Annotated in this window: 28 protein-coding genes and 1 riboswitch; of the genes, 23 read left to right on the top strand and 5 right to left on the bottom strand. The window is 60.4% G+C overall.

The genetic code is table 11. The features are described 5' to 3' along the window. The first annotated feature begins 26 nt into the window (after positions 1-26). From ACZ0A4_RS06995 to ACZ0A4_RS06965, 7 genes are all read left to right on the top strand, one after another. Positions 27-860, top strand: coding sequence for an alpha/beta fold hydrolase (locus ACZ0A4_RS06995; protein ID WP_460372449.1), 834 nt, complete (start codon positions 27-29; stop codon positions 858-860). Beyond that, a complete protein-coding gene (locus tag ACZ0A4_RS06990) occupies positions 857-2,338 on the top strand; it encodes an aldehyde dehydrogenase (protein WP_463573756.1) in 1,482 nt (493 codons plus the stop codon). Before ACZ0A4_RS06995 ends, ACZ0A4_RS06990 begins: the two co-directional genes overlap by 4 nt. Positions 2,339-2,350: 12 nt before the next feature. Further along, on the top strand, positions 2,351-2,836 hold the full coding sequence (locus ACZ0A4_RS06985; protein WP_463573754.1) for a flavin reductase family protein: 486 nt from the start codon (positions 2,351-2,353) through the stop codon (positions 2,834-2,836). Between the two features lie 133 nt (positions 2,837-2,969). Further along, positions 2,970-3,359: a carboxymuconolactone decarboxylase family protein gene (locus ACZ0A4_RS06980; protein WP_007968634.1), complete on the top strand. Its 390-nt coding sequence runs from the start codon at positions 2,970-2,972 to the stop codon at positions 3,357-3,359. 58 nt (positions 3,360-3,417) lie between these two features. After that, on the top strand, positions 3,418-4,170 hold the full coding sequence (locus ACZ0A4_RS06975) for a GntR family transcriptional regulator (protein WP_007918001.1): 753 nt from the start codon (positions 3,418-3,420) through the stop codon (positions 4,168-4,170). A gap of 1 nt (position 4,171) precedes the next feature. Further along, complete coding sequence (locus ACZ0A4_RS06970; RefSeq protein WP_463573753.1) at positions 4,172-4,735, top strand: NUDIX hydrolase; 564 nt, start codon at positions 4,172-4,174, stop codon at positions 4,733-4,735. A gap of 90 nt (positions 4,736-4,825) precedes the next feature. After that, a complete protein-coding gene (locus ACZ0A4_RS06965; RefSeq protein WP_463573752.1) occupies positions 4,826-5,854 on the top strand; it encodes an IS110 family RNA-guided transposase in 1,029 nt (342 codons plus the stop codon). A gap of 269 nt (positions 5,855-6,123) precedes the next feature. Here ACZ0A4_RS06965 and ACZ0A4_RS06960 read toward each other — a convergent pair whose 3' ends face one another. Then, entirely contained in the window at positions 6,124-6,420 is a 297-nt protein-coding gene (locus ACZ0A4_RS06960; RefSeq protein WP_463573750.1) for a DUF1330 domain-containing protein, read from the bottom strand. Between the two features lie 68 nt (positions 6,421-6,488). Between ACZ0A4_RS06960 and ribBA the strand changes: the two genes are divergently transcribed. The 5 genes from ribBA (at position 6,489) to ACZ0A4_RS06935 (ending at position 11,923) form a co-directional block, all read left to right on the top strand. Beyond that, a complete protein-coding gene (gene ribBA, locus ACZ0A4_RS06955) occupies positions 6,489-7,598 on the top strand; it encodes a bifunctional 3,4-dihydroxy-2-butanone-4-phosphate synthase/GTP cyclohydrolase II (RefSeq protein WP_095050094.1) in 1,110 nt (369 codons plus the stop codon). A 368-nt stretch (positions 7,599-7,966) separates the two neighbouring features. Then, the gene (locus ACZ0A4_RS06950) at positions 7,967-8,992 is read left to right on the top strand and encodes an ABC transporter substrate-binding protein (protein ID WP_463573749.1); all 1,026 of its coding nucleotides are present in this window, start codon (positions 7,967-7,969) and stop codon (positions 8,990-8,992) included. Next, positions 8,989-9,936 carry an ABC transporter permease gene (locus ACZ0A4_RS06945; RefSeq protein ID WP_463577500.1) on the top strand — a complete coding sequence of 316 codons (948 nt, stop codon included), beginning with the start codon at positions 8,989-8,991 and terminating at the stop codon, positions 9,934-9,936. The genes ACZ0A4_RS06950 and ACZ0A4_RS06945 overlap by 4 nt, the downstream gene beginning before the upstream one ends. Positions 9,937-9,942: 6 nt before the next feature. Next, entirely contained in the window at positions 9,943-10,752 is an 810-nt protein-coding gene (locus ACZ0A4_RS06940) for an ABC transporter permease (protein WP_122594265.1), read from the top strand. 16 nt (positions 10,753-10,768) lie between these two features. Further along, positions 10,769-11,923, top strand: coding sequence for an ABC transporter ATP-binding protein (locus tag ACZ0A4_RS06935; protein ID WP_463573747.1), 1,155 nt, complete (start codon positions 10,769-10,771; stop codon positions 11,921-11,923). Positions 11,924-12,239: 316 nt separating this feature from the next. Here ACZ0A4_RS06935 and map read toward each other — a convergent pair whose 3' ends face one another. The 3 genes from map to ACZ0A4_RS06920 form a co-directional block, all read right to left on the bottom strand. Continuing rightward, positions 12,240-13,031, bottom strand: a complete 792-nt coding sequence (gene map / locus ACZ0A4_RS06930) for a type I methionyl aminopeptidase (protein ID WP_463573745.1) — start codon at positions 13,029-13,031, stop codon at positions 12,240-12,242. Then, positions 13,028-13,255, bottom strand: a complete 228-nt coding sequence (locus ACZ0A4_RS06925; RefSeq protein WP_007918027.1) for a ParD-like family protein — start codon at positions 13,253-13,255, stop codon at positions 13,028-13,030. Before ACZ0A4_RS06925 ends, map begins: the two co-directional genes overlap by 4 nt. A gap of 64 nt (positions 13,256-13,319) precedes the next feature. After that, positions 13,320-14,177, bottom strand: a complete 858-nt coding sequence (locus ACZ0A4_RS06920) for a LysR substrate-binding domain-containing protein (protein WP_463573744.1) — start codon at positions 14,175-14,177, stop codon at positions 13,320-13,322. 109 nt (positions 14,178-14,286) lie between these two features. On the opposite strand from ACZ0A4_RS06920, the gene phnD reads away from it, so the two are divergent. The 11 genes from phnD (at position 14,287) to ACZ0A4_RS06865 (ending at position 25,540) form a co-directional block, all read left to right on the top strand. Continuing rightward, a complete protein-coding gene (gene phnD, locus ACZ0A4_RS06915) occupies positions 14,287-15,153 on the top strand; it encodes a phosphonate ABC transporter substrate-binding protein (RefSeq protein WP_463573742.1) in 867 nt (288 codons plus the stop codon). Continuing rightward, positions 15,150-15,941 (top strand): phosphonate ABC transporter ATP-binding protein, encoded by a 792-nt coding sequence (phnC, locus tag ACZ0A4_RS06910; RefSeq protein ID WP_397481775.1) that lies wholly within the window; start codon positions 15,150-15,152, stop codon positions 15,939-15,941. Before phnD ends, phnC begins: the two co-directional genes overlap by 4 nt. A 2-nt stretch (positions 15,942-15,943) precedes the next feature. Then, a complete protein-coding gene (gene phnE, locus ACZ0A4_RS06905) occupies positions 15,944-16,762 on the top strand; it encodes a phosphonate ABC transporter, permease protein PhnE (RefSeq protein ID WP_463573740.1) in 819 nt (272 codons plus the stop codon). Between the two features lie 110 nt (positions 16,763-16,872). Continuing rightward, complete coding sequence (gene psrA, locus ACZ0A4_RS06900) at positions 16,873-17,964, top strand: iron-containing alcohol dehydrogenase PsrA (protein ID WP_463573738.1); 1,092 nt, start codon at positions 16,873-16,875, stop codon at positions 17,962-17,964. A gap of 129 nt (positions 17,965-18,093) precedes the next feature. Continuing rightward, entirely contained in the window at positions 18,094-19,389 is a 1,296-nt protein-coding gene (locus tag ACZ0A4_RS06895) for an MFS transporter (RefSeq protein WP_463573736.1), read from the top strand. Between the two features lie 10 nt (positions 19,390-19,399). Next, the gene (locus ACZ0A4_RS06890) at positions 19,400-20,269 is read left to right on the top strand and encodes a LysR substrate-binding domain-containing protein (protein WP_463573735.1); all 870 of its coding nucleotides are present in this window, start codon (positions 19,400-19,402) and stop codon (positions 20,267-20,269) included. Positions 20,270-20,343: 74 nt separating this feature from the next. Further along, complete coding sequence (phnX, locus tag ACZ0A4_RS06885) at positions 20,344-21,171, top strand: phosphonoacetaldehyde hydrolase (RefSeq protein ID WP_463573734.1); 828 nt, start codon at positions 20,344-20,346, stop codon at positions 21,169-21,171. Between the two features lie 265 nt (positions 21,172-21,436). After that, positions 21,437-22,372 (top strand): Ppx/GppA phosphatase family protein, encoded by a 936-nt coding sequence (locus tag ACZ0A4_RS06880; RefSeq protein WP_463573732.1) that lies wholly within the window; start codon positions 21,437-21,439, stop codon positions 22,370-22,372. Positions 22,373-22,414: 42 nt separating this feature from the next. Further along, a riboswitch (cobalamin riboswitch) is annotated at positions 22,415-22,608 on the top strand. A 144-nt stretch (positions 22,609-22,752) separates the two neighbouring features. Then, the gene (locus ACZ0A4_RS06875) at positions 22,753-23,766 is read left to right on the top strand and encodes an ABC transporter substrate-binding protein (protein WP_463573731.1); all 1,014 of its coding nucleotides are present in this window, start codon (positions 22,753-22,755) and stop codon (positions 23,764-23,766) included. Next, complete coding sequence (locus ACZ0A4_RS06870; protein WP_463573730.1) at positions 23,763-24,779, top strand: FecCD family ABC transporter permease; 1,017 nt, start codon at positions 23,763-23,765, stop codon at positions 24,777-24,779. Before ACZ0A4_RS06875 ends, ACZ0A4_RS06870 begins: the two co-directional genes overlap by 4 nt. Next, positions 24,776-25,540, top strand: a complete 765-nt coding sequence (locus tag ACZ0A4_RS06865; protein ID WP_463573729.1) for an ABC transporter ATP-binding protein — start codon at positions 24,776-24,778, stop codon at positions 25,538-25,540. Before ACZ0A4_RS06870 ends, ACZ0A4_RS06865 begins: the two co-directional genes overlap by 4 nt. Here the strand turns inward: ACZ0A4_RS06865 and ACZ0A4_RS06860 are convergent. Beyond that, positions 25,479-26,030, bottom strand: a complete 552-nt coding sequence (locus ACZ0A4_RS06860) for a GNAT family N-acetyltransferase (protein ID WP_463573727.1) — start codon at positions 26,028-26,030, stop codon at positions 25,479-25,481. The two genes, ACZ0A4_RS06865 and ACZ0A4_RS06860, sit on opposite strands and share 62 nt — an antisense overlap. Between the last annotated feature and the right edge of the window lie 132 nt (positions 26,031-26,162).

The following is a 26,162-nucleotide window of genomic DNA, read 5'->3' as shown; positions in this document are numbered from 1 at the left end:
ATAAAAAGGCATTGCAGGAGCGCTCCATGATTCGGCTCACCGCTGAACTCACCCCGGCTGGCACCAGTTACCTGGCGACCGGCCAAGGCCAGCCCGTGGTTTTGATCCACGGCGTGGGCCTGAACAAAGAAATGTGGGGCGGGCAGATTGTCGGCCTGTCCAGCCAGTACCAAGTGATCGCCTACGACATGCTCGGTCATGGCGCGAGCCCGCGACCGGCCAGCGGCACCGCCCTGCTCGGTTACGCCGATCAGTTGCTCGAGCTGCTCGATCACCTGAATCTGCCGCAGGCAGCGGTGATCGGCTTCTCCATGGGCGGTCTGGTTGCGCGGGCCTTTGCCCTGCATTATCCGGAGCGCTTGCAAAGCCTGGTGGTGTTGAACAGCGTGTTCAACCGCAGCGAAGAACAGCGAGCCGGCGTCATCGCTCGCACCGCGCAAGCAGCCGAGCACGGCCCGGACGCCAACGCCGAAGCGGCACTCTCACGCTGGTTCAGCCGCGAATATCAGGCGGCCAACCCGGCGCAGATCGCCGCATTGCGCCAGACCCTGGCCAATAATGATCCGCAGGGTTACCTGACCACCTACGAATTGTTCGCCACCCAAGACATGTACCGCGCCGACGACCTCGGCAGCATTCAGGCACCAACGCTGATCGCCACCGGTGAACTCGATCCCGGTTCGACCCCGGAAATGGCCGAGCAACTGGCCCGACGCATCCCCGGTGCGAAGGTTGCCGTGCTGCCCGAGCAACGGCATATGATGCCCGTAGAGTCGCCGCGTCTGGTCAATCAGACGCTGCTGGAATTTCTCCAATTCGCACACTCCCGACAAAACCATATAAAGGGGATCGTTGCATGACACTCGCACGCTTCCAGATGTGCATCGGCGGAGAATGGGTCGATGCCCTCTCCGGCAAGACCTTCGAAAGCCTTAACCCGGCCACGGCACAAGCCTGGGCCGAGCTGCCTGACGCCGATGAAGCGGACGTCGAACGCGCCGTGCAATCGGCACAGACTGCTTTCGACAGCCCGGCCTGGCGTGGCCTGACCGCCACCGCTCGCGGCAAATTGCTGCGCCGTCTCGGTGATTTGATCGCCGAAAATAAAGAACAACTGGCGCAGCTGGAAAGCCGCGACAACGGCAAGCTGATCCGCGAGACCCGTGGCCAAGTCAGTTATCTGCCGGAGTTTTTCCATTACACCGCAGGCCTTGCCGACAAGCTCGAAGGCGGCACGCTGCCGCTGGATAAGCCCGACCTGTTTGCCTACACCGTGCACGAAGCCATGGGTGTGGTCGCAGCGATCATTCCGTGGAACAGCCCGCTGTACCTGACGGCAATCAAACTTGCCCCGGCGCTCGCCGCCGGCAACACGATTGTGATCAAGCCGTCCGAGCACGCTTCGGCGACCATCATTGAACTGGCGCGTCTGGCCCTCAAAGCCGGGATTCCGCCGGGCGTGGTCAACGTCGTCACCGGTTACGGCCCGAGCACCGGCGCCGCCCTCACCCGCCATCCGTTGATCCGCAAGATCGCCTTCACCGGCGGCGCAGCCACGGCGCGGCATGTGGTGCGCAGCAGCGCCGAGAACTTCGCCAAACTGTCGCTGGAACTCGGCGGCAAGTCGCCGAACATCATTTTCGCCGACGCCGATCTGGACAGCGCGATCAACGGCGCGATTGCCGGGATCTACGCGGCCTCCGGGCAGAGTTGCGTGTCCGGTTCGCGGCTGTTGGTGCAGGACGAAATTTACGACGAGTTCGTCAGCCGCCTGGTCGAGCGCGCACAGCGCATTCGCATCGGTAACCCGCAGGAAGACAACAGCGAAATGGGCCCGATGGCCACTGCACAGCAACTGGCGGTGGTCGAAGGTCTGGTCGCTGATGCCATCGCTGAAGGCGCGCATTTGCGTACCGGCGGCAAGCGTCCGACCGGTCTCGGCGAAGGCTGGTTCTACGAGCCGACGCTGTTCGAATGCGACCGCAATTCGATGAAGATCATGCAGGAAGAAGTCTTTGGCCCGGTGGCTTCGGTGATTCGCTTTAAAGACGAAGCCGAAGCGCTGGCGATCGCCAACGACTCGCAGTTCGGCCTCGCCGCTGGCATCTGGACCCGCGACCTGGGCCGTGCTCACCGCCTCGCTCGCGATGTGCGTTCGGGGATTATCTGGGTCAACACTTACCGCGCGGTATCGGCGATGGCACCGATCGGCGGCTTCAAGAACAGTGGCTACGGACGCGAAAGCGGCATCGATTCGGTGCTGGCCTACACCGAACTGAAAACGGTGTGGATCAACCTTTCCCAGGCACCGATGCCTGATCCGTTTGTGATGCGCTAGGAGTCCTGCGAAATGATCGAACCCGGCATTTACAAAGACGTCATGAGCTCGTTCCCGTCCGGCGTCACGGTGGTCACCACCCTCGACCCGGATGGCGGAATTGTCGGCATCACCGCCAGCGCTTTCAGCGCGCTGTCGATTGACCCGGCGCTGGTGCTGTTCTGTCCCAACTATGCTTCCGACACGTATCCGGTGTTGCGTGACAGCAAGAAATTCGCAATTCATTTGCTGTCGGCTGACCAGACGGCTGAGGCCTACGCCTTTGCCGGTAAAGGCAAGGACAAGGCCAAGGACATCGAGTGGCATCTCAGCGAACTCGGTAACCCTATTCTGGCCAAGGCCACGGCGATCATCGAGTGCGAGTTGTGGCGTGAATACGATGGTGGTGATCACGCGATCATCGTTGGCGCGGTGAAGAACCTGATCCTGCCCGAGCAACCGGTGACGCCGATGATTTATCACAAGGGCAAGCTCGGGCCGTTGCCGAACCTGGCCTGAGGCGACAACGCGAAACCCTGTGGGAGCGAGCTTGCTCGCGAAGGCGTAGTGTCACTCGACATCAATGTTGAACCTAGTGACGCTTTCGCGAGCAAGCTCGCTCCCACAGGGGATAGTGGAGTGAGGAGGAATGATGAGTAACGAAAAGTACGAAAAAGGCCTGAAGATCCGCACTCAGGTACTGGGCGAAGCCTACGTGCAGCGTTCGATAGAGAACGCCGACGACTTCACCCGCCCGCTGCAGGAAATGGTCACCGAATACTGCTGGGGCCACGTCTGGGGCCGCGAAGGTTTGTCGCTCAAGGAGCGCAGCATGATCAACCTGGCGATGATCTCGGCGCTCAACCGTCCGCATGAACTCAAGCTGCATGTGCGCGGCGCCTTGCGTAACGGCCTGAGTCGTGAGCAAATACGCGAAATTCTGCTTCAGGTCGGCATTTATTGCGGCGTTCCGGCAGCCGTGGACAGTTTCCGGCTGGCCCGTGAAGCCTTTGCCGAAGCCGACGCCGAGGCCTCCAGTTAACCCCTCGGCTGTTTAGATGCCCGTCTGGCATGGACAGCCAACTTAAAGAGCGGACCCCATGAAACGCCAGCCACTCGACGACAGCTTCAAGGTCAATCGCAACCCCGTTACCCTGCGCGAAATCGTGCTGGATAAACTGCGTAGCGCGATCATGAATTTCCAGCTCATGCCCGGTGATCGTCTGGTCGAGCGCGATCTGTGCGATCGCCTCGGTGTAAGCCGTACGTCGGTGCGTGAAGCCTTGCGTCACCTGGAATCCGAAGGCCTGGTCGAGTTCGCCGATGCCAAAGGCCCGCGCGTGGCGATCATCACCCTTGCCGATGCCGTCGATATCTACGAATTGCGCTGCGTGCTTGAGGGTCTGATCGTCCAGCTGTTCACTCTGCGTGCCAAGGCCAAGGACATCAAAGCCCTGGAAAAGGCCCTCGACGAAAACCGCAAGGCGCTCAAGGACGGCGAGTTGCAGCAGGTGATCGACTCAGTGCAAGGCTTCTACGATGTGCTGCTCGAAGGCTCGGGCAACCATGTGGCGGCGACTCAGTTGCGTCAGTTGCAGGCACGCATCAGCTACCTGCGCGCGACCTCGGTCTCCCAGGAGAACCGTCGCGGCGCGAGTAATCAGGAAATGGAAAAAATGGTCGAAGCGATCAAGAGCGGCGATCCGCTGGTGGCGCATCAGGCCTGTGTCGATCACGTTCGCGCTGCCGCTGCGGTAGCGCTCGACTATCTCAAGCGCAAGCAGGAAGAGACCGGCGCAACCCCGGCCATGACCCTGCCCATCGCGCTGAAAGAACCGCGTATAGGTCACTGATATGTTCAGCCCGAGCTATTGCCCGAAATGCGGTGGCCCTGACCTCGGTCAGCAGGTACCAGTGGGCGATACGCACGAGCGCCTGATGTGCCGTGGCTGCGGCTACATCCATTACGTCAATCCGAAGATCATCGCCGGCTGCATCATCGAGCAGGACGGCAAATACCTCTTGTGCCAGCGGGCGATTCCTCCGCGCCCAGGCACCTGGACGCTGCCCGCTGGTTTCATGGAGAGCGGCGAGACCACCGAGCAAGCGGCGGTCCGCGAAGTCTGGGAAGAAAGCGGCGTACGCGCGGAAATCGTCTCGCCGTATTCGATTTTCAGCGTGCCGAAGATCAGCGAGGTGTACATCATCTTCCGCGCGATTGCGCTGGAGATCACCGGGCAGTACGGCCCGGAGACCATGGATTACAAGTTCTTCGCCCCTGAGGACATTCCGTGGGAGCAGATCTATTACCCGGCGATCCGGCAGATTCTCGAGCGCTATATCGAAGAGCGCCAGGCTGGGGTGTATGGGATTTACATGGGTAATGACGACAGCGGGAAGATCCACTTTATCCGCTGAAGATTGCCCATCTCCTAATGAAATGGTTACCCCCGCCGCCCCTGCGATAGCTCACTAAGCTTTTGCAGGGGCCCACCGGAGACCATTGTCATGAACAAAGTAGCTATTGCCGCCATCGACCTGGGTAAAAAATCCTTTCATCTGCACACTCAAGATGACCGGGGTCATGAGCTCTACCGCAAAAAACTCACTCGAGCGGCACTTGTCCAGCACTTAGCCAATCTCGAGCCTTGCACGGTTGTAATGGAAGCCTGTGGTGGCGCTCACTTTATGGCGCAGCAAGCTGCAAAGTTTGGGCACACCGCAAAGTTGATTGCGCCGCACTTGGTGCGTCCTTATGTCAAAAGCAACAAAAATGATTTCGCCGATGCCGAGGCGATCTGCGAGGCCGCAACCCGGCCAACGATGCGTTTCGTGCCTGTTAAAACACAGGCTCAACAGGCGCTGGCCATGCTCAATTCGACGCGTGATTCGTTCATCAAAGACCGTACCGCGACAGTCAATCGGATTCACGCAGCGCTTCTGGAGTTCGGAATCAGCTTGCCTGCTGGGTTCAAGTCGATCAACGAGCTTACAGCGCAGCTTGAGGCGAGTTCACTTCCCGATCCGATCAGAAAGCTGCTGAAACGCATGCATGACCACTTTGACTACTTGCACGAACAGATCAGATCCTTGGACAAGGAGCTGGAATGCCAAGCCGCTGAAGATGATCTGGCTGCTCGTTTGATGACAATTCCGTGTGTCGGGCCGATCACCTCCAGCGCCTTGGCTGCCGAGCTGGGTGATGGCAAGCAGTTCAAATGTGGCCGCGGCTATTCAGCGTCGATCGGCCTAGTACCCAAACAGCATTCAACGGGCGGAAAAACTGTGCTTTTAGGCATCAGCAAGCGTGGCGACAGAAACCAGAGACGCCTGCTGATCCAGTGCGCCCGGGTTTATTTAATGCACCTGGATCGACAAAAAGGCGTGCTGGCGGAATGGGTCCGCCATTTGATTGCAACCCACCATCACTCCAATCACGTGGTCTGCGCGCTGGCCAACAAGTTTGCGAGGATCGCTTGGGCAATTGCGGCTCACCACACTGAATTCGATGCGGGGCCAAGCGCGATGAACGCTTGACTCCGCTGTCACCCGAGCACCACCCACCTGGTTTTGCGATGCTGGATAACTGATGACGTAAACGGCCAACCGGCCTGACGACAACCCTGGGCTCCCACACGGCTGAAAGGCCGCTCAACTAATCAGGATCGTTGGGCATCGATTCTCATCGAGGCGCGGGGTTGCACCCCCACTCAGACGCCGGATAGATGAAAGCAAGCCAAACACGACATCAAAAAACAGTATTGCAGAAAAGGGGGTAACCATAGATGTGGGAGCGGTGGTGTTGCCTAAGTTAATGGCACGCCTTCAACGATGATGATCTCCGCCCTCGCCCATTCCTCGCGATAACTTTTCGCTTCCTGGTACGCCGCCGAGTGGTAGCACGCCACGGCTTTTTCGTAGCTCTCAAACTCAATCACCACGCTGCGCTGCGGCGTCTTGCGCCCTTCCATCGCCTCGCTGCGCCCGCCTCTGGCCAGAAACTTCGCGCCGAACGCAGCGAAGGCTGCCGGCGCGCGCTGGGTGTATTGGCTGTAGTGATCGGCATCGGCTATATCCACATGAGCAATCCAGTACGCCTTCATAGTGACCTCTTTGTTGATTTTGTATTATGGTATACCAATATATTTCCAACGAACCCTGAGAGTCCAGCATGGCCTTCAACAGCATCGAAGAAATCATCGAAGATTATCGTCTCGGCAAAATGGTTTTGCTGGTCGATGACGAAGACCGCGAAAATGAAGGCGACCTGTTGCTGGCCGCCGACCGTTGCACGCCAGAAGCGATCAGCTTCATGGCCCGTGAAGCACGCGGGCTGATTTGCCTGACACTGACCGACGAGCATTGCCAGCGTTTGGGCCTTGAGCAAATGGTGCCGGCCAATGGCAGCGTGTTCAGCACCGCGTTTACCGTGTCGATTGAAGCGGCGGTCGGCGTGACCACCGGTATTTCGGCAGCGGATCGCGCCTGCACCGTTGCCGCCGCTGTCGCGCCGAATGCTCGCGCTGAAGATCTGGTGCAGCCGGGCCACATCTTCCCGCTGCGCGCCAAGGAAGGTGGCGTGCTGACCCGCGCCGGGCATACCGAAGCGGGTTGCGATCTGGCGCGACTCGCCGGTTTTACCCCGGCCTCGGTGATCGTCGAGGTGATGAACGATGACGGCACCATGGCCCGTCGCCCGGATCTGGAAGTGTTCGCGCGCAAGCACGGGATCAAGATCGGCACCATCGCCGACCTGATCCACTATCGCCTGAGCACCGAGCACACCATCGAACGGATTGGCGAGCGCGAACTGCCGACGGTGCATGGCACCTTCCGTTTGATCACCTTTGAGGATCGCATCGAGGGCGGCGTGCACATGGCGATGGTCATGGGGGATTTGCGCCGTGAAGAACCGACGCTGGTGCGTGTGCATGTGATCGATCCGCTGCGGGATCTGGTCGGCGCCGAGTACAGCGGGCCGACCAACTGGACGTTGTGGGCGGCGCTGCAACGGGTCGCGGCGGAGGGGCATGGGGTTGTGGTGGTGCTGGCTAATCATGAGTCTTCGCAGGCGTTGCTGGAGCGCGTGCCGCAGTTGACTCAGCCGCCCAGACAGTTCAGCCGCTCGCAATCGCGGATTTATTCGGAGGTGGGGACTGGGGCGCAGATTCTGCAGAATCTTGGGGTGGGCAAGCTGCGGCATCTTGGGCCTCCCCTTAAATATGCCGGCTTGACTGGCTATGACCTCGAAGTAGTCGAGAGCATTCCCTTCACCGAATAAAGCTGCCCTCACCCCAGCCCTCTCCCCGAGGGAGAGGGAGCCGACCGCGGTGTTTGCCCGCTATACGCCGACCTGAAATACCGAGTCGAACTCGAGTTTTGAACAGCATGAAGATCTGCTCCCTTTCCCCCTCTCCCACTGGGAGAGGGCTGGGGTGAGGGGCTGGATCTAAAATTTCTCCACATCTCTCAAGTGAAAAACCATCAGCCGCCAGATAACCGGTAAGGCAAAGTGCTTGCACAAAGTTTGGAATACCATAATATGATATTCCATAGACCGGACCACTCCAACGAACCGTCCGGCTACTGCTCCCGACAGGCGGGCAACAACGCAAGCCCGCTCAAAAACACAACAATGAGGGCGTGAACATGGTGTTGAACAAAGCTGCAACCGCGATCTTTTTTGCGGGACTGCTCAGCGTCACCGGCCAGGCTGCAATGGCTGCCGACAGCGTGAACTTCGTCAGCTGGGGCGGAAGCACCCAGGATGCGCAGAAACAGGCCTGGGCCGATCCGTTCAGCAAGGCCAGCGGCATCACCGTCGTGCAGGACGGCCCGACCGACTACGGCAAACTCAAAGCCATGGTCGAGAGCGGCAACGTGCAGTGGGACGTGGTCGATGTCGAAGCCGATTTCGCCCTGCGCGCCGCCGCTGAAGGCCTGCTCGAGCCCCTCGATTTCAAAGTCATTCAACGCGACAAGATCGACCCGCGTTTCGTCAGCGATTATGGCGTCGGCTCATTCTTCTTCTCCTTCGTCCTCGGTTACAACGAGGGCAAACTCGGCGCCAACAAGCCGCAGGACTGGAGCGCCCTGTTCGACACCAAGACCTACCCTGGCAAACGCGCGCTTTATAAATGGCCTAGCCCCGGTGTGCTCGAACTGGCGCTGCTGGCCGACGGCGTAGCGGCTGACAAGCTCTACCCGCTGGACCTGGATCGCGCCTTCAAGAAACTCGACACCATCAAGAAAGACATCGTCTGGTGGGGCGGCGGCGCGCAGTCGCAGCAACTGCTGGCGTCCGGTGAAGCGAGCATGGGCCAGTTCTGGAACGGTCGCATTCACGCCCTGCAAGAAGACGGCGCACCGGTCGGCGTGAGCTGGAAACAGAACCTGGTCATGGCCGACATACTGGTCATCCCGAAAGGCTCGAAAAACAAGGACGCGGCGATGAAGTTTCTGGCCAGCGCCAGCAGCGCCAAAGGCCAGGCCGACTTCTCCAACCTGACCGCCTACGCCCCGGTCAACCTCGACAGTGTGGAGCGTCTGGATTCGACGCTGGCCCCCAACCTGCCGACTGCCTACGCTAAGGATCAGATCACTCTTGATTTCGCGTACTGGGCCAAAAACGGCCAGTCCATCGCGACACGGTGGAACGAATGGCTGGTCAAATGAAAATGGCGGCCACCGCGTCCCGTCCCTCCACTGCCACCGGGAGCGCCAATGGCGCTGCCGGTTCGGCCCACGGAACACAGGCGGTTGCGATGCAGCAAGCCCCGACCCTCAGACAACGCTGGCGCGGCGCCGGCAACCTCGCGCCAGCGCTGCTGTTCATCGGCCTGTTCTTTCTCGCGCCGTTGATTGGCCTGCTGTTGCGCGGCGTGCTCGAACCAACACCGGGTCTTGGCAACTATGAACAACTGTTCGCCAACTCGGCGTATGCCCGGGTGCTGCTCAATACCTTTTCGGTGGCAGGGCTGGTGACCCTGTTCAGCCTGCTGCTGGGCTTTCCGCTGGCCTGGGCGATCACTCTGGTGCCGCGTGGCTGGGGTCGCTGGATTCTCAACATCGTGCTGCTGTCGATGTGGACCAGCCTGCTCGCCCGCACCTATTCATGGCTGGTGCTGCTGCAAGCATCCGGTGTGATCAACAAGGCCTTGATGGCGATGGGCATCATCGATCAGCCGCTGGAGATGGTCCACAACCTGACCGGCGTGGTGATCGGCATGAGCTACATCATGATTCCGTTCATCGTCCTGCCGTTGCAGGCGACCATGCAGGCCATCGACCCGATGATTCTGCAGGCCGGCTCGATCTGCGGCGCGAGTCCGTGGACCAACTTCTTCCGGGTGTTCCTGCCGCTGTGCCGGCCGGGTCTGGCCTCCGGTGGCTTGATGGTGTTCGTCATGTCGCTCGGTTACTACGTCACCCCGGCGCTGCTCGGCGGGGCGCAGAACATGATGCTGCCGGAGTTCATCATTCAGCAGGTGCAATCGTTCCTCAACTGGGGCCTGGCCAGTGCCGGCGCCGCGTTGCTGATCGCGATCACTTTGGTGCTGTTCTACTTCTACCTGAAGCTTCAGCCGGAATCCCCGGTTGGCGCCAGTAACGCGAGGTAAGCCGACATGCTCCTGACCCCCAATGCGATGAGCCGGCGCATGCGCTTCGGCCTCTACGCCACCACCGGGCTGATCGGTCTGTTCCTGTTGTTGCCGATCGTGTTCATCGTGCTGCTGTCGTTCGGCTCATCCCAGTGGCTGGTGTTTCCACCGCCGGGCTGGACGTTGAAATGGTACGGCCAGTTCTTCTCCAACCCTGACTGGATGAACGCTGCGGCTGCCAGCCTCAAGGTCGCCGTGCTGACGACAATCTTCGCCGTGGCCCTCGGTTTGCCGACTGCGTTTGCGCTGGTGCGCGGACGTTTTCCTGGCCGGGAAATGCTCTACGGTCTGTTCACCCTGCCGATGATTGTGCCGTTGGTGATCATCGCTGTCGCGGTGTATGCGCTGTTCCTCAAGCTCGGTTACACCGGGACGATGTTCGCGTTTGTCGTCAGCCATGTGATCGTCGCGTTGCCGTTCACCATCATCTCGATCATCAACTCGCTGAAGCTGTTCGATCAGTCGATCGAAGACGCGGCGGTGATCTGCGGTGCCTCGCGCCTGCAAGCGGTGTTCAAAGTGACGTTCCCGGCGATTCGTCCGGGCATGGTCGCCGGCGCCCTCTTCGCCTTCCTCGTTTCGTGGGACGAAGTGGTGCTCAGCGTGATGATGGCCAGCCCGACCCTGCAAACCCTTCCCGTAAAAATGTGGACCACCCTGCGCCAGGACCTGACGCCAGTGATCGCCGTCGCTTCGACGTTGCTGATCGGCTTGTCGGTGTTGGTCATGGTCATCGCCGCCGCGCTGCGCCGGCGCAACGAAATCAGCGCCTGAGCGCCAGGAGTACGACATGAGTGCCGTGATCAAAGACGCCTCCCAGCAGAATGACAAACCCCTGGTCAGCCTGCGCAACCTGAACAAGCACTACGGCGACTTTGCTGCCGTCGACAACATCTCGCTGGACATCAAGGACGGTGAATTCCTCACCTTTCTTGGTTCCAGCGGCTCGGGTAAAAGCACCACGCTGTCGATGCTCGCCGGGTTTGAAACGCCGAGCAACGGCGAGATTCTTGTCAACGGTGAATCATTGGTGAACGTGCCGCCGCACAAGCGTGACATCGGCATGGTGTTTCAACGCTATTCGCTGTTCCCGCATTTGTCGGTGCGCGACAACATTGCCTTTCCTTTGGCGATTCGCAAACTCGCGGCCGCCGAACGTGAAAAGCGCGTCGATGCGATGCTGAAACTGGTGCAACTGGAACAGTTCGCCCATCGCCGCCCTTCGCAACTGTCTGGCGGCCAGCAACAACGTGTCGCCATCGCCCGCGCCTTGGTCTACGAACCACGCATTTTGCTGATGGACGAACCGCTCGGTGCGCTGGATAAAAAGCTGCGCGAGGATCTGCAGGATGAATTGCGCCAATTGCATCGCCGTCTGGGCATCACCATCGTTTACGTGACCCACGACCAGGAAGAAGCCATGCGCTTGTCGCAGCGCATCGCGATTTTCAGCCATGGCAAGATTGTTGGATTGGGCAGCGGTTATGACCTTTATCAGAATCCGCCGAATGCGTTTGTCGCGTCGTTCCTGGGTAACTCGAATTTCCTCAAGCTCAAGGCGCAGGGCAATGCGGCGGCTTCGTTTGAAGGACAGTCATTGTCGATTCGACTGACCGCTGGGTTGCACACCGATCAGGATGTGCTGCTGATGGTGCGGCCGGAAAAGGCACTGGCGTTGAGCGTGGCGCAAGCGATCAGCGAACCGTTGCCGTCGGGGTGGAATGAGGTTTCAGCGAAGGTTGTGGAAGTGCTGTTTCTGGGTGAGAGCCAGACTTGCAGCGTGGTCACTTCGGGCGGGACTTCGATGACGGTGAAAGCGTTGTCCGCCGCCGGCATGCCGCTCAAGGCCGGGGATCCGGTGCAGGTGCGCTGGGCTACGGCTGATGCTTGCGTGTATACCGAATGGACTGAAAGCGATCTGAACAAGGCTGCTGGTTCTCACTGATAGCGTTTTGTCTGTGAGATTTACCCCCTCACCCCAGCCCTCTCCCCCAGTGGGGGCGAGGGGGAAAGGGAGCCGATCTTCATGCTGTTCAAAACCCCAGTTCGACTCGGTATCCCAAGTCGGCGTACCTCGTCCAAACAACTCGGTCAGTCCCCTCTCCCTCCGGGAGAGGGCTAGGGTGAGGGAGCCAATCTCCGTGCCGTTCAAACCCGAGATCGACTCGGTATCTCAAGTCGGCGTACCTCGAAAGACCACCTCGGTCAGTCCCCTCTCCCTCTGGGAGAGGGTTAGGGTGAGGGAAACAGACGACGCGGTATCAAGTAATGGGCCGGTAGCCTTCAATCTCATCCGGCCACGCCGTAAGAATCTCAAACCCCGTCTCCGTCACCGCAACCATATGCTCCCATTGCGCCGACAACGAGCCATCCCTGGTCAGCACCGTCCAGCCATCCGGCATGTTCTTCACATGACGCTTGCCGGCATTAAGCATCGGTTCCACGGTAAAAATCATCCCGGCCTTGAGCTTCATCCCTTGATTGGGAAAGCCGTAATGCAGAATCTGCGGCTCATCGTGATAGACCTTGCCAATCCCGTGCCCGCAATACTCGCGCACCACGCTGAAACCTTCCTTCTCCGCCAGGCTCTGGATCGCATGGCCGATATCACCCAGCGTCGCACCTGGTTTCACCACACGAATACCCGCGCACATGGCGTCATAAGTGGTCCTGATCAGATGCTGCGCTTCAGGTGTTGCCTCGCCGACCACGTACATGCGGCTGGTATCACCGAACCAGCCATCCTTGATCACCGCGATGTCGAGGTTGACGATATCGCCATCCTTCAGCGGCGTGCCCGACGGAATGCCGTGGCACACCACATCGTTGACCGAGGCGCAGACGGTTTTCGGAAAGCCGTGATAACCGACGTTGGCCGGCACTGCTTTTTGCACATTGACGATGTAGTCGTTGCACAGTTGATCGAGCTGATCCGTAGTGACGCCAGCCTTGACGTGCGGCACCAGCATGGCCAGCACTTCAGCGGCGAGTTTGCCGGCAGCGCGCGATTGCGCGATGTCGGCCGGGGTGTTGATCTTGATCTGGTTTCTCATGCGCTGACGGCTTCCTGAGTCAGTTGTTGCAGATCCAGCCCACCGTTCTGTTCGGCGCGGATCAGCAAGCGGCAAATGGCGCTGTGGTCAAGGTTGGGGTGCAGTTCGGCGAGCATGCCGATGCGCATCCAGTGCTCGGCCTGCGCGTTGATCGAGCGGCTGAGGGCGTTGCTGGAGATACGCAGATTCTCGTGCATGTCCTCTGAAATTTTTACGATGCCCATATATGGATCCGATACGATGTGTATATGGATCGTATATTAGCCAAGCCTTACGCAGAATTGCAAATCAACTCAGCGCCGCATCGAAAAACGATGAGATGAGACGGCTGGAACGCCGCTCGGCCAGACAGTACAGATAGGTCTCGGTAAACAGCTCTTCGCCTTCGATTCTGATCGTGCGGATGTTCGGGTCGGCAATGAACTCCGCTTCCGACACCACACCCAAGCCCAACCCGCGCACCACCGCCTCACGCAACGCCTCGCGACTGCCGATTTCCATGGCGATGCGTGGTTTGACCTGCACTGCACTCAATGCCTGCTCCAATACCAATCGGGTAGTTGAACCGGGTTCGCGTTGCAACAAACGCTGCCCTTCCAATTCCTCCAGCCGCACGCTGCCGCGATTGGCCAACGGGTGCTCATGATGGGCAAACAAGATGATCGCGTGCCGCGCATAACGCACCGAACACAACGCCGAATCATCCTGACGCCCGGCCAGCACCGCGATGTCGGTCACGTAGTTTTCCAGATCAGACAACACTTGCGCCGAGTTACCCACGCGGATCGACACGTCAATATTCGGATGCTGTTGCAAATAGCTGTCGACCATTTCGATCACATGAAACGGCCCCACCGCACCGACCTTGAGCTGGCCGCTGTCGAGCCGCCCGGAGTCGCGCAACAGGTTGTGCGCCTCCAGCTCCAGCAAGGCGATACGCTGCGCGATAGGCAGCAGTTGCCGCCCCACATCCGACAATTCGATGCGCCGCCCACGGCGATGGAACAACTCGACATTGTGCTGACGCTCAAGGCTCTGCACCTGCGTGGTCAATGTCGCTTGGCTGAGCCCCGACGCCCGCGCCCCGGCACTGAAACTGCCGTGACGGGCAACGGCGAGAAAGGCCCGAAGTTTGGCGCTGGACATCCATAGACTCCATCAATAGTTAGCTGCGGTTTCGCATATTGAATTGATTGAATGACTGTCACGTGACAGCCCTAGCCTGTGGCAACTCCCAACCACACCGTGGAATGCCATGAAAACAATCAAACAGTTTCTGCGTGTCGCCAGCCTGGCCTTACTTGCCCTGAGTACCGGCCAGGTCTGGGCCAAGGACAAACTGACCATTGGCCTGATTCCCTCCGAAGACTCCCAGGCCATGATCGAATCGAGCAAGCAAGTGCTCGACGATCTGCAAGCCAAAATCGGCATGCCGGTGGTGCCCTTCGTCGCCACCGACTACAACGGCATCATCGAAGCACTGCGCTCGGGCAAGCTCGATGTGGCTTATCTGGGGCCGTTCTCGTATGTGCTGGCGACCTCGGTGGCGGACGTTGAAGCGTTCTCCGTAGCGGTAACCAAGAAGACCGGTCAGAGCGCCTACAAAAGCGTGATTCTGGCGCGCAAGGACAGCGGCATTCACACATTGGCCGACCTCAAGGGCCATACGTTCGCGTTCGTCGACCCAAGCTCGGCGTCCGGTCATTTGTTCCCAAAGGCAGGACTGGAGCAGGCCGGGTTTGTGCCGGACACTTTGTTCAAACGCGTGATTTTCTCTGGTTCCCACGACGCCAGCATCCTCGCGGTGGAGAACAAGAAAGTCGACGCCGCCGCCGTGGCTGACCGCATCTTCGCCAGTGCCGTGGCCAAAGGCGTGGTGAAGCAGGATGACTTCGAAATCGTCTGGAGTTCCAGACCGATCCCCGAATCGCCAATGGTCTGGCGCAAGGCGCTCGACCCGGAACTGAAGAAGAAAGTCGCCGACGCGCTGGCCTCGATCAAAGACGTACCGTGGGGTGATCAGGGCGTGCTCAATGGTTTCCAGCCGACCACCGACGCTTCTTACGACGTGGTGCGTGAAACCGCCAAGGTGCTCGATCTCGATTTGCGGAGCATGAAATGATCAGCATCCGCCAACTGACCAAACACTACGGCAGCAACCCAGTGTTACGTGGCATCGACCTTGAAGTCGCTGCCGGTGAGTTCGTCGTGGTGCTCGGTCAGTCCGGCGCTGGTAAATCGACCTTGCTGCGCTGCATCAATCGCTTGGCACAGGCCGACAGCGGCACGTTGACCGTGGCCGGTATCGATGCCCTCGCCTGCCCTGATACCAGCGTTTTGCGCCGTGAAGTGGCGATGATCTTCCAGCACCACAATGTCGTGCCACGTTTGAGCGTTTTGAAGAATGTGCTGACCGGTCGCCTAGGTTCCGTCGGCACCCTCGCGTCTATTCTGCAACTGTTCCGTCGTGACGATGTGGCGCTGGCGATGCAATGTCTGGAGCGCGTCGAACTGGCGCACAAGGCCGGTGAGCGCACCGATTCACTGTCCGGCGGGCAGAAGCAGCGCGTCGGTATTGCCCGCGCCTTGGCGCAACGGCCGCAGGTGATTCTGGCCGATGAACCGATCGCCAGCCTCGACCCGAAAACCGCGCGGCTGGTGTTGCAATACCTGAGAGATGCCACCCGCGAACTGGGCATCACCGTGCTGTGCAATCTGCATCAAGTCGAATATGCCCGCGAGTTCGGCGACCGCGTGGTCGGCCTCGCGCACGGCAGTCTGGTGTTCGATGGCAAAGCGTCGAGCATGACCGACGCCGATCTGGCGCGAATCTATCCGGGGCAATCGGCGGAATCCACTGCTGACGTGCCCACGCCCACCCTTTCCTACCGTACTGCCTCGAGGGCCTGAGCATGCAACCGCAAAACTATCAGTGGGTCGGCGATCGTCCCCGTGGCCCGCGCAGTTGGCTGACCACCGGCGCCGTCGTCCTGATCGTGCTGTGGACGCTGAACTGGAGCGCCCAAGGCGCGCAGCTCAGCCTCGGGGAACTGGCGGCGGGGTTGCCGCAGATTGGTGATTTTCTCTCGCGCACCTTTCCGCCGGACCTGAGCATCCTGCCGCGTCTGGTCGCGCCAGCGGTGGAGACTTTGCAGATCGCCATTTGGGGAACCCTGCTTGGCGTCTTACTAGCGATTCCAATGTCGTTTCTCGCGGCGCGCAATCTGAGCCGCAACCGCTGGGTGTTTCACGCCACCCGCCAGGCACTGAATTTCACCCGCAGCACCAACGAACTGATCCTCGCCCTGATCTTCGTCTCAGCGGTTGGACTCGGCCCATTCCCCGGTGTGTTGGCGCTGGCGCTGCATGGCCTGGGCATGCTCGGCAAGTTCTTCGCCGAGAGCATCGAAGAGATCGACCAAGGCCCGATCGAAGCGCTGCAAGCGACCGGTGCGCGACCGTTGCAGGTGATCGTGTTTGGTGTTTTGCCGCAGGTCATCACCGCGTGGATTGCCGTGATTCTGTACCGCTTCGAAGTCAATCTGCGCTCGGCCACCGTGCTCGGCATGGTCGGCGCCGGCGGCTTGGGATTCGAACTGGTGAGCAGCCTGAAACTGTTCAAATACCCGGAAACCGCGACCTGCATCATCCTCATCACCTTCATGGTGATCGTCGCCGACACCATCTCCAGTCGCCTGCGCGCGGCGATCCAGAGCGGTTCGGCACACTGACGTCGAGCGGCTATCGGCTGAGCCGATTCAAACCTGCGAATTATCGATTTGAGCCGTTGTCGACGGGCGCTGAGTATGGCGCCACACGACAACAACAAGAAGGATCCACCATGACTGCCCGCTTCCAGAACCCAGTTGATACCCGTTTCGGCTGGGGCAGCCTGCAAGACCTCGCTGCCATTACCGAACAGCAAACCGTGGCCCTCGTCACCTTCCCTGAGGCCCGCGGGCTGGGGCTGGTCGATCGCCTGCAAGCCTTGCTCGGTGAGCGTCTGGTCTATGTGTTCGAAGACGTTCAGCCCAACCCGGACGTCGCCCATCTGCGCAGCACTTACGCGCATTTCTGGCAGCATGCAGGGGCTTGCGACGTGGTGCTCGCGGTCGGGGGCGGCAGCGCCATCGATACTGCCAAAGCGTTGATCGTCGGCACCGAATCCGGCCATTTCGATGAACTGTTGGCGTTGCTGGCGACCGGCAAACCGTTCACCCCGGCACACTGCAAGCAGTTGATCGCCGCACCGACCACCGCCGGCACCGGCAGCGAAGTCACGCCGTGGGCGACGATCTGGGACAGCGCCAGCCAGAAGAAATACTCGCTGCATCTGGATTGCACCTGGCCTCGGGTGGCGATCATCGATCCGCAACTGATGCTCACTGTGCCGGCCAGCGTCACCGTCTCTACCGGGCTCGATGCGTTGTCCCATGCGCTGGAAGCGATCTGGAATGTCAACGCCAACCCGGTCTCGGACACGTTCGCGATCTCCGCGATCGAGGACATTCTCGAATGCCTGCCGCGTTTGCACAAAGATCTGTCGAGCCAAGAGTTGCGCACGCGCATGGCGCTCGCCGCGCTCAAGGCCGGGTTGGCGTTTTCCAACACCAAAACCGCGCTGGCGCATTCGATTTCCTATGAGATGACCCTGCGCCACGGCTTGCCCCACGGCATCGCCTGCTCCTTCACCTTGCCGCTGGTATTGGGCTTGGCCTGGGGCCACGACGCCACGCGCGACCGCACCTTGCAACGGGTATTCGGCGATGACCTGGGTAAAGCCCAGCAGCAGTTGCGCGAGTTCCTGCACAGCCTCGGGGTGAAGACCGAATTTGCCGATTACGGCGTCTCGGCCAAGGACGCCGACGCCATCATCCAGCTCGCGATGCAGGGCGCGCGCGGCAAGAACTTCATAGGTTCGCAAGCCGCCTGACGCCTGATGACAACCCAGTAACCCAAGCACCGCCAGCGGCGTGACGCCGCGGTGATTTCCTGCCGCACCGAAAAAGAGTGCACCCGCCGACGACACCCGGCGGGAACCGACAACAATAAGGAAAAGATCATGAATCGTGCCCAAACAATGCCTGGTCTCGCCGTACGTTCCGCCTCGTTCCGGGTCGCGCAGTGGCGCATGCTGCTGGCGGCGATGTTCTGTTATCTGTTTTTCTACACCGGGCGGCAGACCTTCGGTTTTGCCATTCCGGGGATTCAGGCCGAATTCGGCTTGAGCAAGGAAACCCTCGGTTGGGCGTCCGCTGCGATGCTTTGGGCTTATGCGATTGGCCAGGCGATCAACGGCAACCTCGCCGACAAATTCGGTGGCCGGCGGATCATGACGCTGGGTGCGGTGCTGTCCTGCGGTGCCAACTGGGTGACCAGTTTTGCCGGCGGTTTCACCAGCCTGATTCTGCCGTGGGGCGTCAACGGCTACTTTCAGGCTCTGGGCTGGGCGCCGGGCGGTCGGCTGATTGCCAATTGGTGGGCGGCGGGTGAGCGCGGCAAGGTCTATGGTTTTTACACCTTCGCCGCCGGTTGCGCGTCGATTCTGTCGTACGTCACTTCCATCGTCGTGCTTGAAGTGTTGCAACTGGAATGGCGCTGGATCTTCCGCTTGCCGGTGCTGCTGATGCTCGCCGGCGGGATCATTTTCTATCTGGTCGCCCGCGAACGGCCGCAGGATCTGGGCTTCGAACCGGTGGGCGATACCGGCGTGGCCAACGCTGACGACAAACATCAGGAAGCCGCCCATGGCGAAGCCGAGTCCTCGGCACAACGCTATAAAGCCGTGCTGAGGAATCCCCGGCTGCTGATCGCCGCTCTGTCACTGGGCTTTCAGAACGCGGCGCGCTACGGCTTGATCGTCTGGGTGCCGGTGCACTTTCTCGGCGCCAACTGGAAAAGCGGCGACAGCATGGTCGATCCGAAATGGATCACCGTCGCCCTCCCCGTCGGCATGGCGGTCGGTGCACTGAGCAACGGCTGGGTGTCGGACAAGCTGTTCGGTTCCAAGCGTTATCTGGCGATCATGCTCTATATGGTGCTGGGGGCTGCGACCAGTCTGTGGATGTGGAGCCTGCCGCCACACAGCGTGATCGGCCTGGTGGCGCTGTTCCTTTGCGGCTTCTTCGTCTACGGCCCGGCCTCGAGTTTCTGGGCGCTTTGCCCGGATCTGGTCGGTGCCAAACGTGCCGGCACCGCGACCGGGATCATGAACTTCTCGTCCTACCTGTTCGCCGGGCTGGCCGAGCCACTGATCGGGCGTCTGCTTGACACCACGGCAAACACGTCTCTCATCTTCATAGTGGTCACCAGCGCGTGCCTGTGCAGCGCAGCAGTGGCATTGTTCATTCGACGCTAACGGGGCTTGCATGTACCAGTATCACAAGTGGTTGCGTTCGTTTCATGCAGTGGCCAAGACCGGCAGTTTTACCCTTGCGGCAGAGTACCTCAGTGTCGGTCAGCCGACCGTCAGCGAGCAGGTCAACGCACTGGAGAACACCTTCTCGGTCGAGTTGTTCCATCGCCGCGGACGCTACATCGAAATGAGCGCAGCCGGGCACAAGCTCTACGCCATCACCCAAGGCCTGTTCGGTCAGGAGGATGAAGCCGTGCAGTTGTTGCAGAGCTTCAAACAACGCAAGACCGGCATGTTGCGCCTTGGCGCGGTGTCGCCGCCGATTGCCATGAACCTGACCTATGAGCTGATGCAGCGCCATCCGGATATCGAACTGGAAACGTCGTTTTCCTCGGAAAAGGAAACCCTGGCGCGGCTGTTCAACTTCGATATCGACGTGGCGATTCTGGCCTTGTCGGAATTCGATGAACGCTTCCACACGCGGCTGTATCACCGTTATCCGATCATCGCCGTGGTCCGCGATGACCATCCCTGGGCCAGCCAGTCGCAGGTTCACATCAGTGAAATCAGCGGCGAAAAATGGGTGATGCGCGAGAAAAGTGCGCGCACCCGGCAACTGGTGGAAGAAAGCTGCAAGCGCCTCGACATCGAACTCGATTGCGTCATGCAACTGAACAGCCGCGAAGCCATCGTCCACGCCATCGTCAAGGGCATCGGCATCGGGTTTGTCTCGGCGGTCGAGTACGCCGAAACACCCGGTACCACGCCGATCACCTTTGTCGACCACCCGTTCTCTATCGAATACCACCTGTGCTGCCTCGGCATCCGCAGGAACCGGCCAGTGATTGCCGAACTGTTTGATTCGAATCCACCGCTGACCTGATCAGCATTGACCCTTGAACCGCCTACCTCATTGCCGAGGGACGGCCCACGCTTACCCGAAAACGGAGAATGACCATGCAGTACCAACAACCGACTCACCTGCAAGCCGCGATCCTCGACTGGGCCGGCACCGTTGTCGATTTCGGCTCGTTTGCGCCAACGCAGATTTTCGTCGAAGCCTTTGCCGAATTCGGCGTCGCCGTGTCGCTGGAAGAAGCGCGCGGGCCAATGGGCATGGGCAAGTGGGATCACATCCGGACCCTGTGCAACCTGCCGCAGATTGCCGAACGTTACCGCGCGGCGTTTGACCGCGTGCCGAGTGACGAGGATGTCACGGCGATCTACGAACGTTTCATGCCACTGCAGATCGAGAAAATCGCCCTGCATTCGGCGCTGATCCCTGGCGCGCTTGCAGCGATTGCCGCGTTGCGTGACAAGGGTTTGAAAATCGGTTCGTGCTCCGGATATCCAGCGGTGGTGATGGCCAAGGTTGTCGAACTCGCGCGGGAAAACGGCTATGTCGCCGATCATGTGGTCGCCACCGATGAAGTGCCGAATGGCCGGCCGCATCCGGCGCAGGCGCTGGCTAACGTGATTGCTTTGGGCATCGATGACGTGGCGGCGTGCGTCAAGGTCGATGACACCTGGCCGGGGATTCTCGAAGGTCGCAGCGCCGGCATGTGGACGGTGGCGCTGACCTCCTCAGGCAACGCACTGGGCCTGACCTATGAGCAATACAAGGCGTTGCCGTCGGATCGACTGGCGGAGGAACGTGCGCGGATCGGCAAGATGTTCGCACCTTCGCGCCCGCATTATTTGATCGACACCATCGCCGAACTGCCTGAAGTCATCGACGACATCAACGCACGCCTGGCGCGCGGCGAAACCCCGCAGTCCTGCTGAAACCTGATCGTTCCCACGCTCTGCGTGGGAACGATCAGTGGCCTCGCTCAAATCGCAGGCAAAAAAAAGCTGCCACGAATGGCAGCAGAAACTTTAAGAACACGCGATGTATTGAGGTCAGCATAGACGCCGGATAATGACAGTGTCATGACAGCCGCAAATTCATTGAACCGCCCCTGCCCCGTCATCAGGATGTCATCAAGATCACGGCAGAATCCTCGCAAACCGTCTCGCGCCTCCCGACGGGTGCTTTGCAAGGATTCCCATGAAAGACGACGCCTCGCTGTTTGCCGCGATCGACCTGGGTTCGAATGCCTTTCGCCTGATGATCGGCCAATCTGTGCGCAGCCGAAAGGGCTTGCAGATTCAGGAAGTGAAAACCCTGCGTGAGCCGGTGCGCCTCGCCGAAGGATTTGACGGTGGCGCGCTGGATGCCTTGGCGCTGGATCGCGGCTGGCAGGCATTGGCCCGGTTCGGTAAAAAGTTGCGCGGTTTCGAAGCCGGTCGAGTCCGTGCGGTGGCGACCAGTGCGGTGCGCGAGGCCGACAATGCGCAACTGTTTCTGGCCAGTGCCGAGCGGCATCTGGGTTTTCCCATCGACGTCATTTGCGGCCATGAAGAGGCGCGGCTGGTCTATGCCGGCGTGACCCACGCTTTGCCGAGCGCTGAAGATCTGCGCCTGGTGGTCGACATCGGCGGCGGCTCAACCGAGCTGATCCTCGGCCAAGGCTCGCAACCGTTGCTCACCGAAAGCATCGCCATCGGCAGCGGCACCTTGAGCACGCGCTTCTTTCGCGGCGGTGACGTGTCTGCCGGAGCGCTACAGGAGGCCGAGCGCTTCGCCATCCTGCAGTTTGAAAAGGTTGCCCGGCGCTATCGTGCTCAGGGCTGGCAGCAAACCATTGGCTCTTCCGGCACCGCGCGCATGTTGGCCAAAGTGCTCAAGGCCAATCGCCTCAACGACTACGATCAGGACGGCATCACCTACGGCGGGCTACTACGCCTGTCGTTGCTTGTGCTGAAGGTGAACAACGTCCAGCAACTGAAACTGGCCGGCCTGCAACCACACCGCCAGAGCATTCTGCCCGGCGGTCTGGTGTTGATGCTCGCGGCATTCAAAGTGTTCGGCATTGCGCAAATGCTGCCGTCGGAACCGGGCCTGCGTTTAGGCGTGTTGCACGGTTTGATGAGCCAGCACTAATCCTTGCCGCGACAGATTCGTCTCCCCTTCAGCGACTCGATCGACTACCATGCCGTCGCTGGTTCCCGAACGGGACTAATAGGGAATCCGAGGTGCTTGCTCAGTACTGATCGGAACTGCCCCCGCAACTGTAGGTGCCGAGCCTGCTCCACAACTGCCACTGGGTGAATCCCGGGAAGGCCGGAGCGAGGCGATGACGCATCAGTCAGGAGACCTGCCGGCACAGTGACTACTAACCGGCGGGGTGTCCGGGAAGGACATCGTGCCGTGCGCGTCAACGCTTGATGCCCGGCCTTGCGCTGTTTTCCTGACCGCGTTCGATGGTGTGTTTCCAGACCGTACTCTCCCGCTCCCCGTACGGTTCCCCTGGAGACTGCCCCATGCTGCTGCCCCGCATCGCCACCCTCATCACCGGCCTGACCCTTGGCGCCATGGCGCAGGCGGCACCGACTGTCTATCCGCTGACGGTGGAAAACTGCGGCAGTACCCTGACCTTCCAGCACGCCCCGACGCGCACCGTGACCATCGGCCAGGCCGGCACGGAAATGCTCTACGCCATGGGCCTGAGCGACAAAGTCGTCGGCACCTCGTTGTGGTTCAACAATGTGCTGGACAAATACATGGCGCAGAACGACAAGATCCAGCGCCTGGCCGACAACGAACCGAGTTTCGAATCGGTGATCAGCAAGCGCCCGGAACTGGTCGCCGTGGAGCTGGAATGGATGGTCGGCCCGCAAGGTGCGGTCGGCACCCGCGAGCAGTTTCATGAGCTGAAGATTCCGACCTATCTGCTGCCCTCCGATTGCGAAGCCAAGGACAACCTCGTCGGCGCCGACGGCACGCGGCTGGCGCCGTTTCGCATCGACACGATTTACAAAAGCGTGAGCCAACTGGCGCAGATCTTCGATGTGCAGGCGCGTGGCCAGCAGCTCAACGACGAACTCAAGGCCAGTCTCGCCAAATCGATTGCCACCGCCCAGGGCAAACAACTGAAGGATGCCAGCGCGCTGGTCTGGTTTTCCAGCGCACAAATGGACATCGAGCCCTTCGTGGCCGGACACAAAGGCATTCCCGATTTCATGCTCAGCACCCTCGGCGTGCGCAACGTGGTGGAATCCGATGAGGAGTGGCCAACGGTCGGCTGGGAAACCATCGCCAAGGCCAACCCGACCTTCCTCGTCATCGCGCGCATGGATCGCCGACGCTTCCCCGCTGACGACTATGAAAAGAAACTCGCCTTTCTGCACAGCGACCCGGTGACGCGCAACATGGACGCGGTGAAACACAACCGCATCATCATTCTCGACGCCATGGCCATGCAGGCGAGCCTGCGCATGTTCGATGGCATCGAGCAACTGGCCACGGCCATCAACGGCTATGACCTGTCGAAATGAATGCCAGCCTGATCCGCACGTTACTGGCCTTGGCGACCCTGTTGATTGCCGTGGTCGCGGGCGTGGCCATTGGTGAAACCTCGATTGAACCGGGCGTTGTCGTGCAAGTGCTGGCGAACAAATTGTGGGGCGCCGGGTACGCGCTGGACCCTATCGATGAAGGCATCGTCTGGAACTACCGCTTGACCCGCGCACTGGTCGCGGCCGCATGCGGCGCCGGTCTGGCGACGTGCGGGGTGATCTTGCAGTCGCTGCTGCGAAATCCGTTGGCCGATCCGTATCTGCTGGGGATTTCTGCCGGCGCCTCGACCGGAGCGGTGATGGTGGCGCTGCTCGGGGTTGGCGCCGGAATGATCTCGTTATCAGTCGGAGCCTTTGCCGGGGCAGTGACCGCATTTGTGCTGGTGATTCTGTTGGCGCGGGTCAGCGGCTCGGCGAGCGGCACCGGGCAAATCATTCTCGCGGGGATCGCCGGCTCGCAGTTGTTCAACGCGCTGACGGCGTTTCTGATCACCCGCTCGGCCAGCTCCGAGCAGGCACGCGGGATCATGTTCTGGCTGCTGGGCAATCTCGGTGGCGTGCGCTGGCCATCGGTGTGGCTGGCGGTGCCGGTCGCGTTGTTGGGGTTGGTCGTGTGCTTGTGGCATCGGCGGGCGCTGGATGCGTTTACCTTTGGCGCGGATTCGGCGGCATCTCTCGGCATTCCAGTGCGACGCGTGCAAATTCTGCTGATTGGTTGTGCGGCGCTGGTGACGGCGGTGATGGTGTCGATTGTCGGTTCGATCGGTTTTGTCGGGTTGGTGATTCCCCACGCCGCGCGGCTGTTGCTCGGCACCGGGCATGCACGTCTGCTGCCGGCCAGTGCCTTGGGCGGCGCGGTGTTTCTGATTGCCGCTGACGTATTGTCGCGCACGCTGATCAAGGGCCAGGTGATTCCGGTCGGGGTGATTACCGCACTGGTCGGTGCGCCAGTGTTCGCCTTGATTCTGGTTGGCCGCAGGTCCGCACGATGAGCAGTGTTTTGAGTTGTTCTGGTCTGAGCTTCAGAGTGCGCGGCGCCGAGTTGCTCAACGGTGTCACCCTTGAGGTTCAGCGTGGCGAAACCCTCGGCATCGTCGGGCCGAATGGCTCGGGCAAATCCACCCTGTTGAAGTTGCTGGCCGGGTTGCGCGAACCGAGCGCTGGCGAGGTCCTGCTCGAAGGCCAGCGCTTGGGCAAAATGGCCCGGCGCAGCATTGCGCAAAAGCTTGCGGTGGTCGAACAACAGGCCGACACCGACGACGGCATTCGCGTGTTCGACGCCGTTGCGTTGGGGCGCACGCCCTGGCTGTCGGCGCTGCAGCCGTGGTCGGCGGCGGACGACGCGATTGTTCAGCAGGCGCTGACCGACGTTGACGCTATGCACCTGCGCACCCGCCTGTGGCGCAGCCTGTCAGGCGGTGAGCGGCAGCGAGTGCATATCGCTCGGGCATTGGCGCAGCGACCGCAGATTCTGTTGCTCGATGAGCCGGCCAACCACCTCGACATTCAGCATCAGTTGACCATTCTCAACGTGGTGCAGGCGTTGCCGGTGACCACGTTGATTGCGCTGCATGATCTCAATCAGGCGTTGAAGTGTGATCGTCTGGCGGTGCTGGAGCGCGGGCGGCTGGTGGCGTTGGGCAAGCCGCTGGAGGTGCTGACACCGCAGCGGTTACAGGAGACGTTCGGGGTCAGGGCGCACTATCTGACGGACCCGTTTGATGGGGCGCAGATTCTTCGATTCCACTCATGACGCTGTGCATGTGAGTGGTCTGCCATATCGGGTCAGCGTCGACGTCAATAATCTCGAAACCCTGCCGCTGCCAGAACTCGATGGCGCCCGGTAAAAACGGATGGGTGTGCAGGTAGATCACCTCGATTCCGTCGGCGAGTGCCAAGTCTTTGAGTGATCGGTACAACGCACCGGCCAGCCCTGATCGGCGCTGCGATGGCAGGACAAACAGACGGACGATTTCCACCATTTCAAGGTCCGGATAGGGCAAGTGCAGGAAGCGTCGGTCGTAAGGGAGATAGCCGATGGACGCAACAATCTGCCCTTCGTGGCGAGCGATCAGAAAGCGCCCTGCCCCACGCAGATAAACCTCGGTGAACCGCGCCAGATCGTCGGGCATGCCCGTCGCGCTGAGCTTGGGGAAAAGCTCGGCACGGGCGTTTAAAACAAATTTCAGAACTTCAGGAATGTCTGCGTCGGACACGGTCTGGATAACGGGTTGATGACTCATGTAACGGCGAACACCTGGACTGCGGCTGGACACATTAACAATTGCGGGCCCCGTGAGGCCATCCAAAATCGCCTGACTTACACAACACCCTGTGGGAGCGAGCTTGCTCGCGAAGGCGGCGGATCATCCAGC

The sequence above is a fragment of the Pseudomonas sp. AC172 genome (assembly GCF_979258595.1).
The sequence above is the reverse complement of the archived record's forward strand: the minus strand, read 5'-3'. Positions and strand labels throughout refer to the sequence as shown.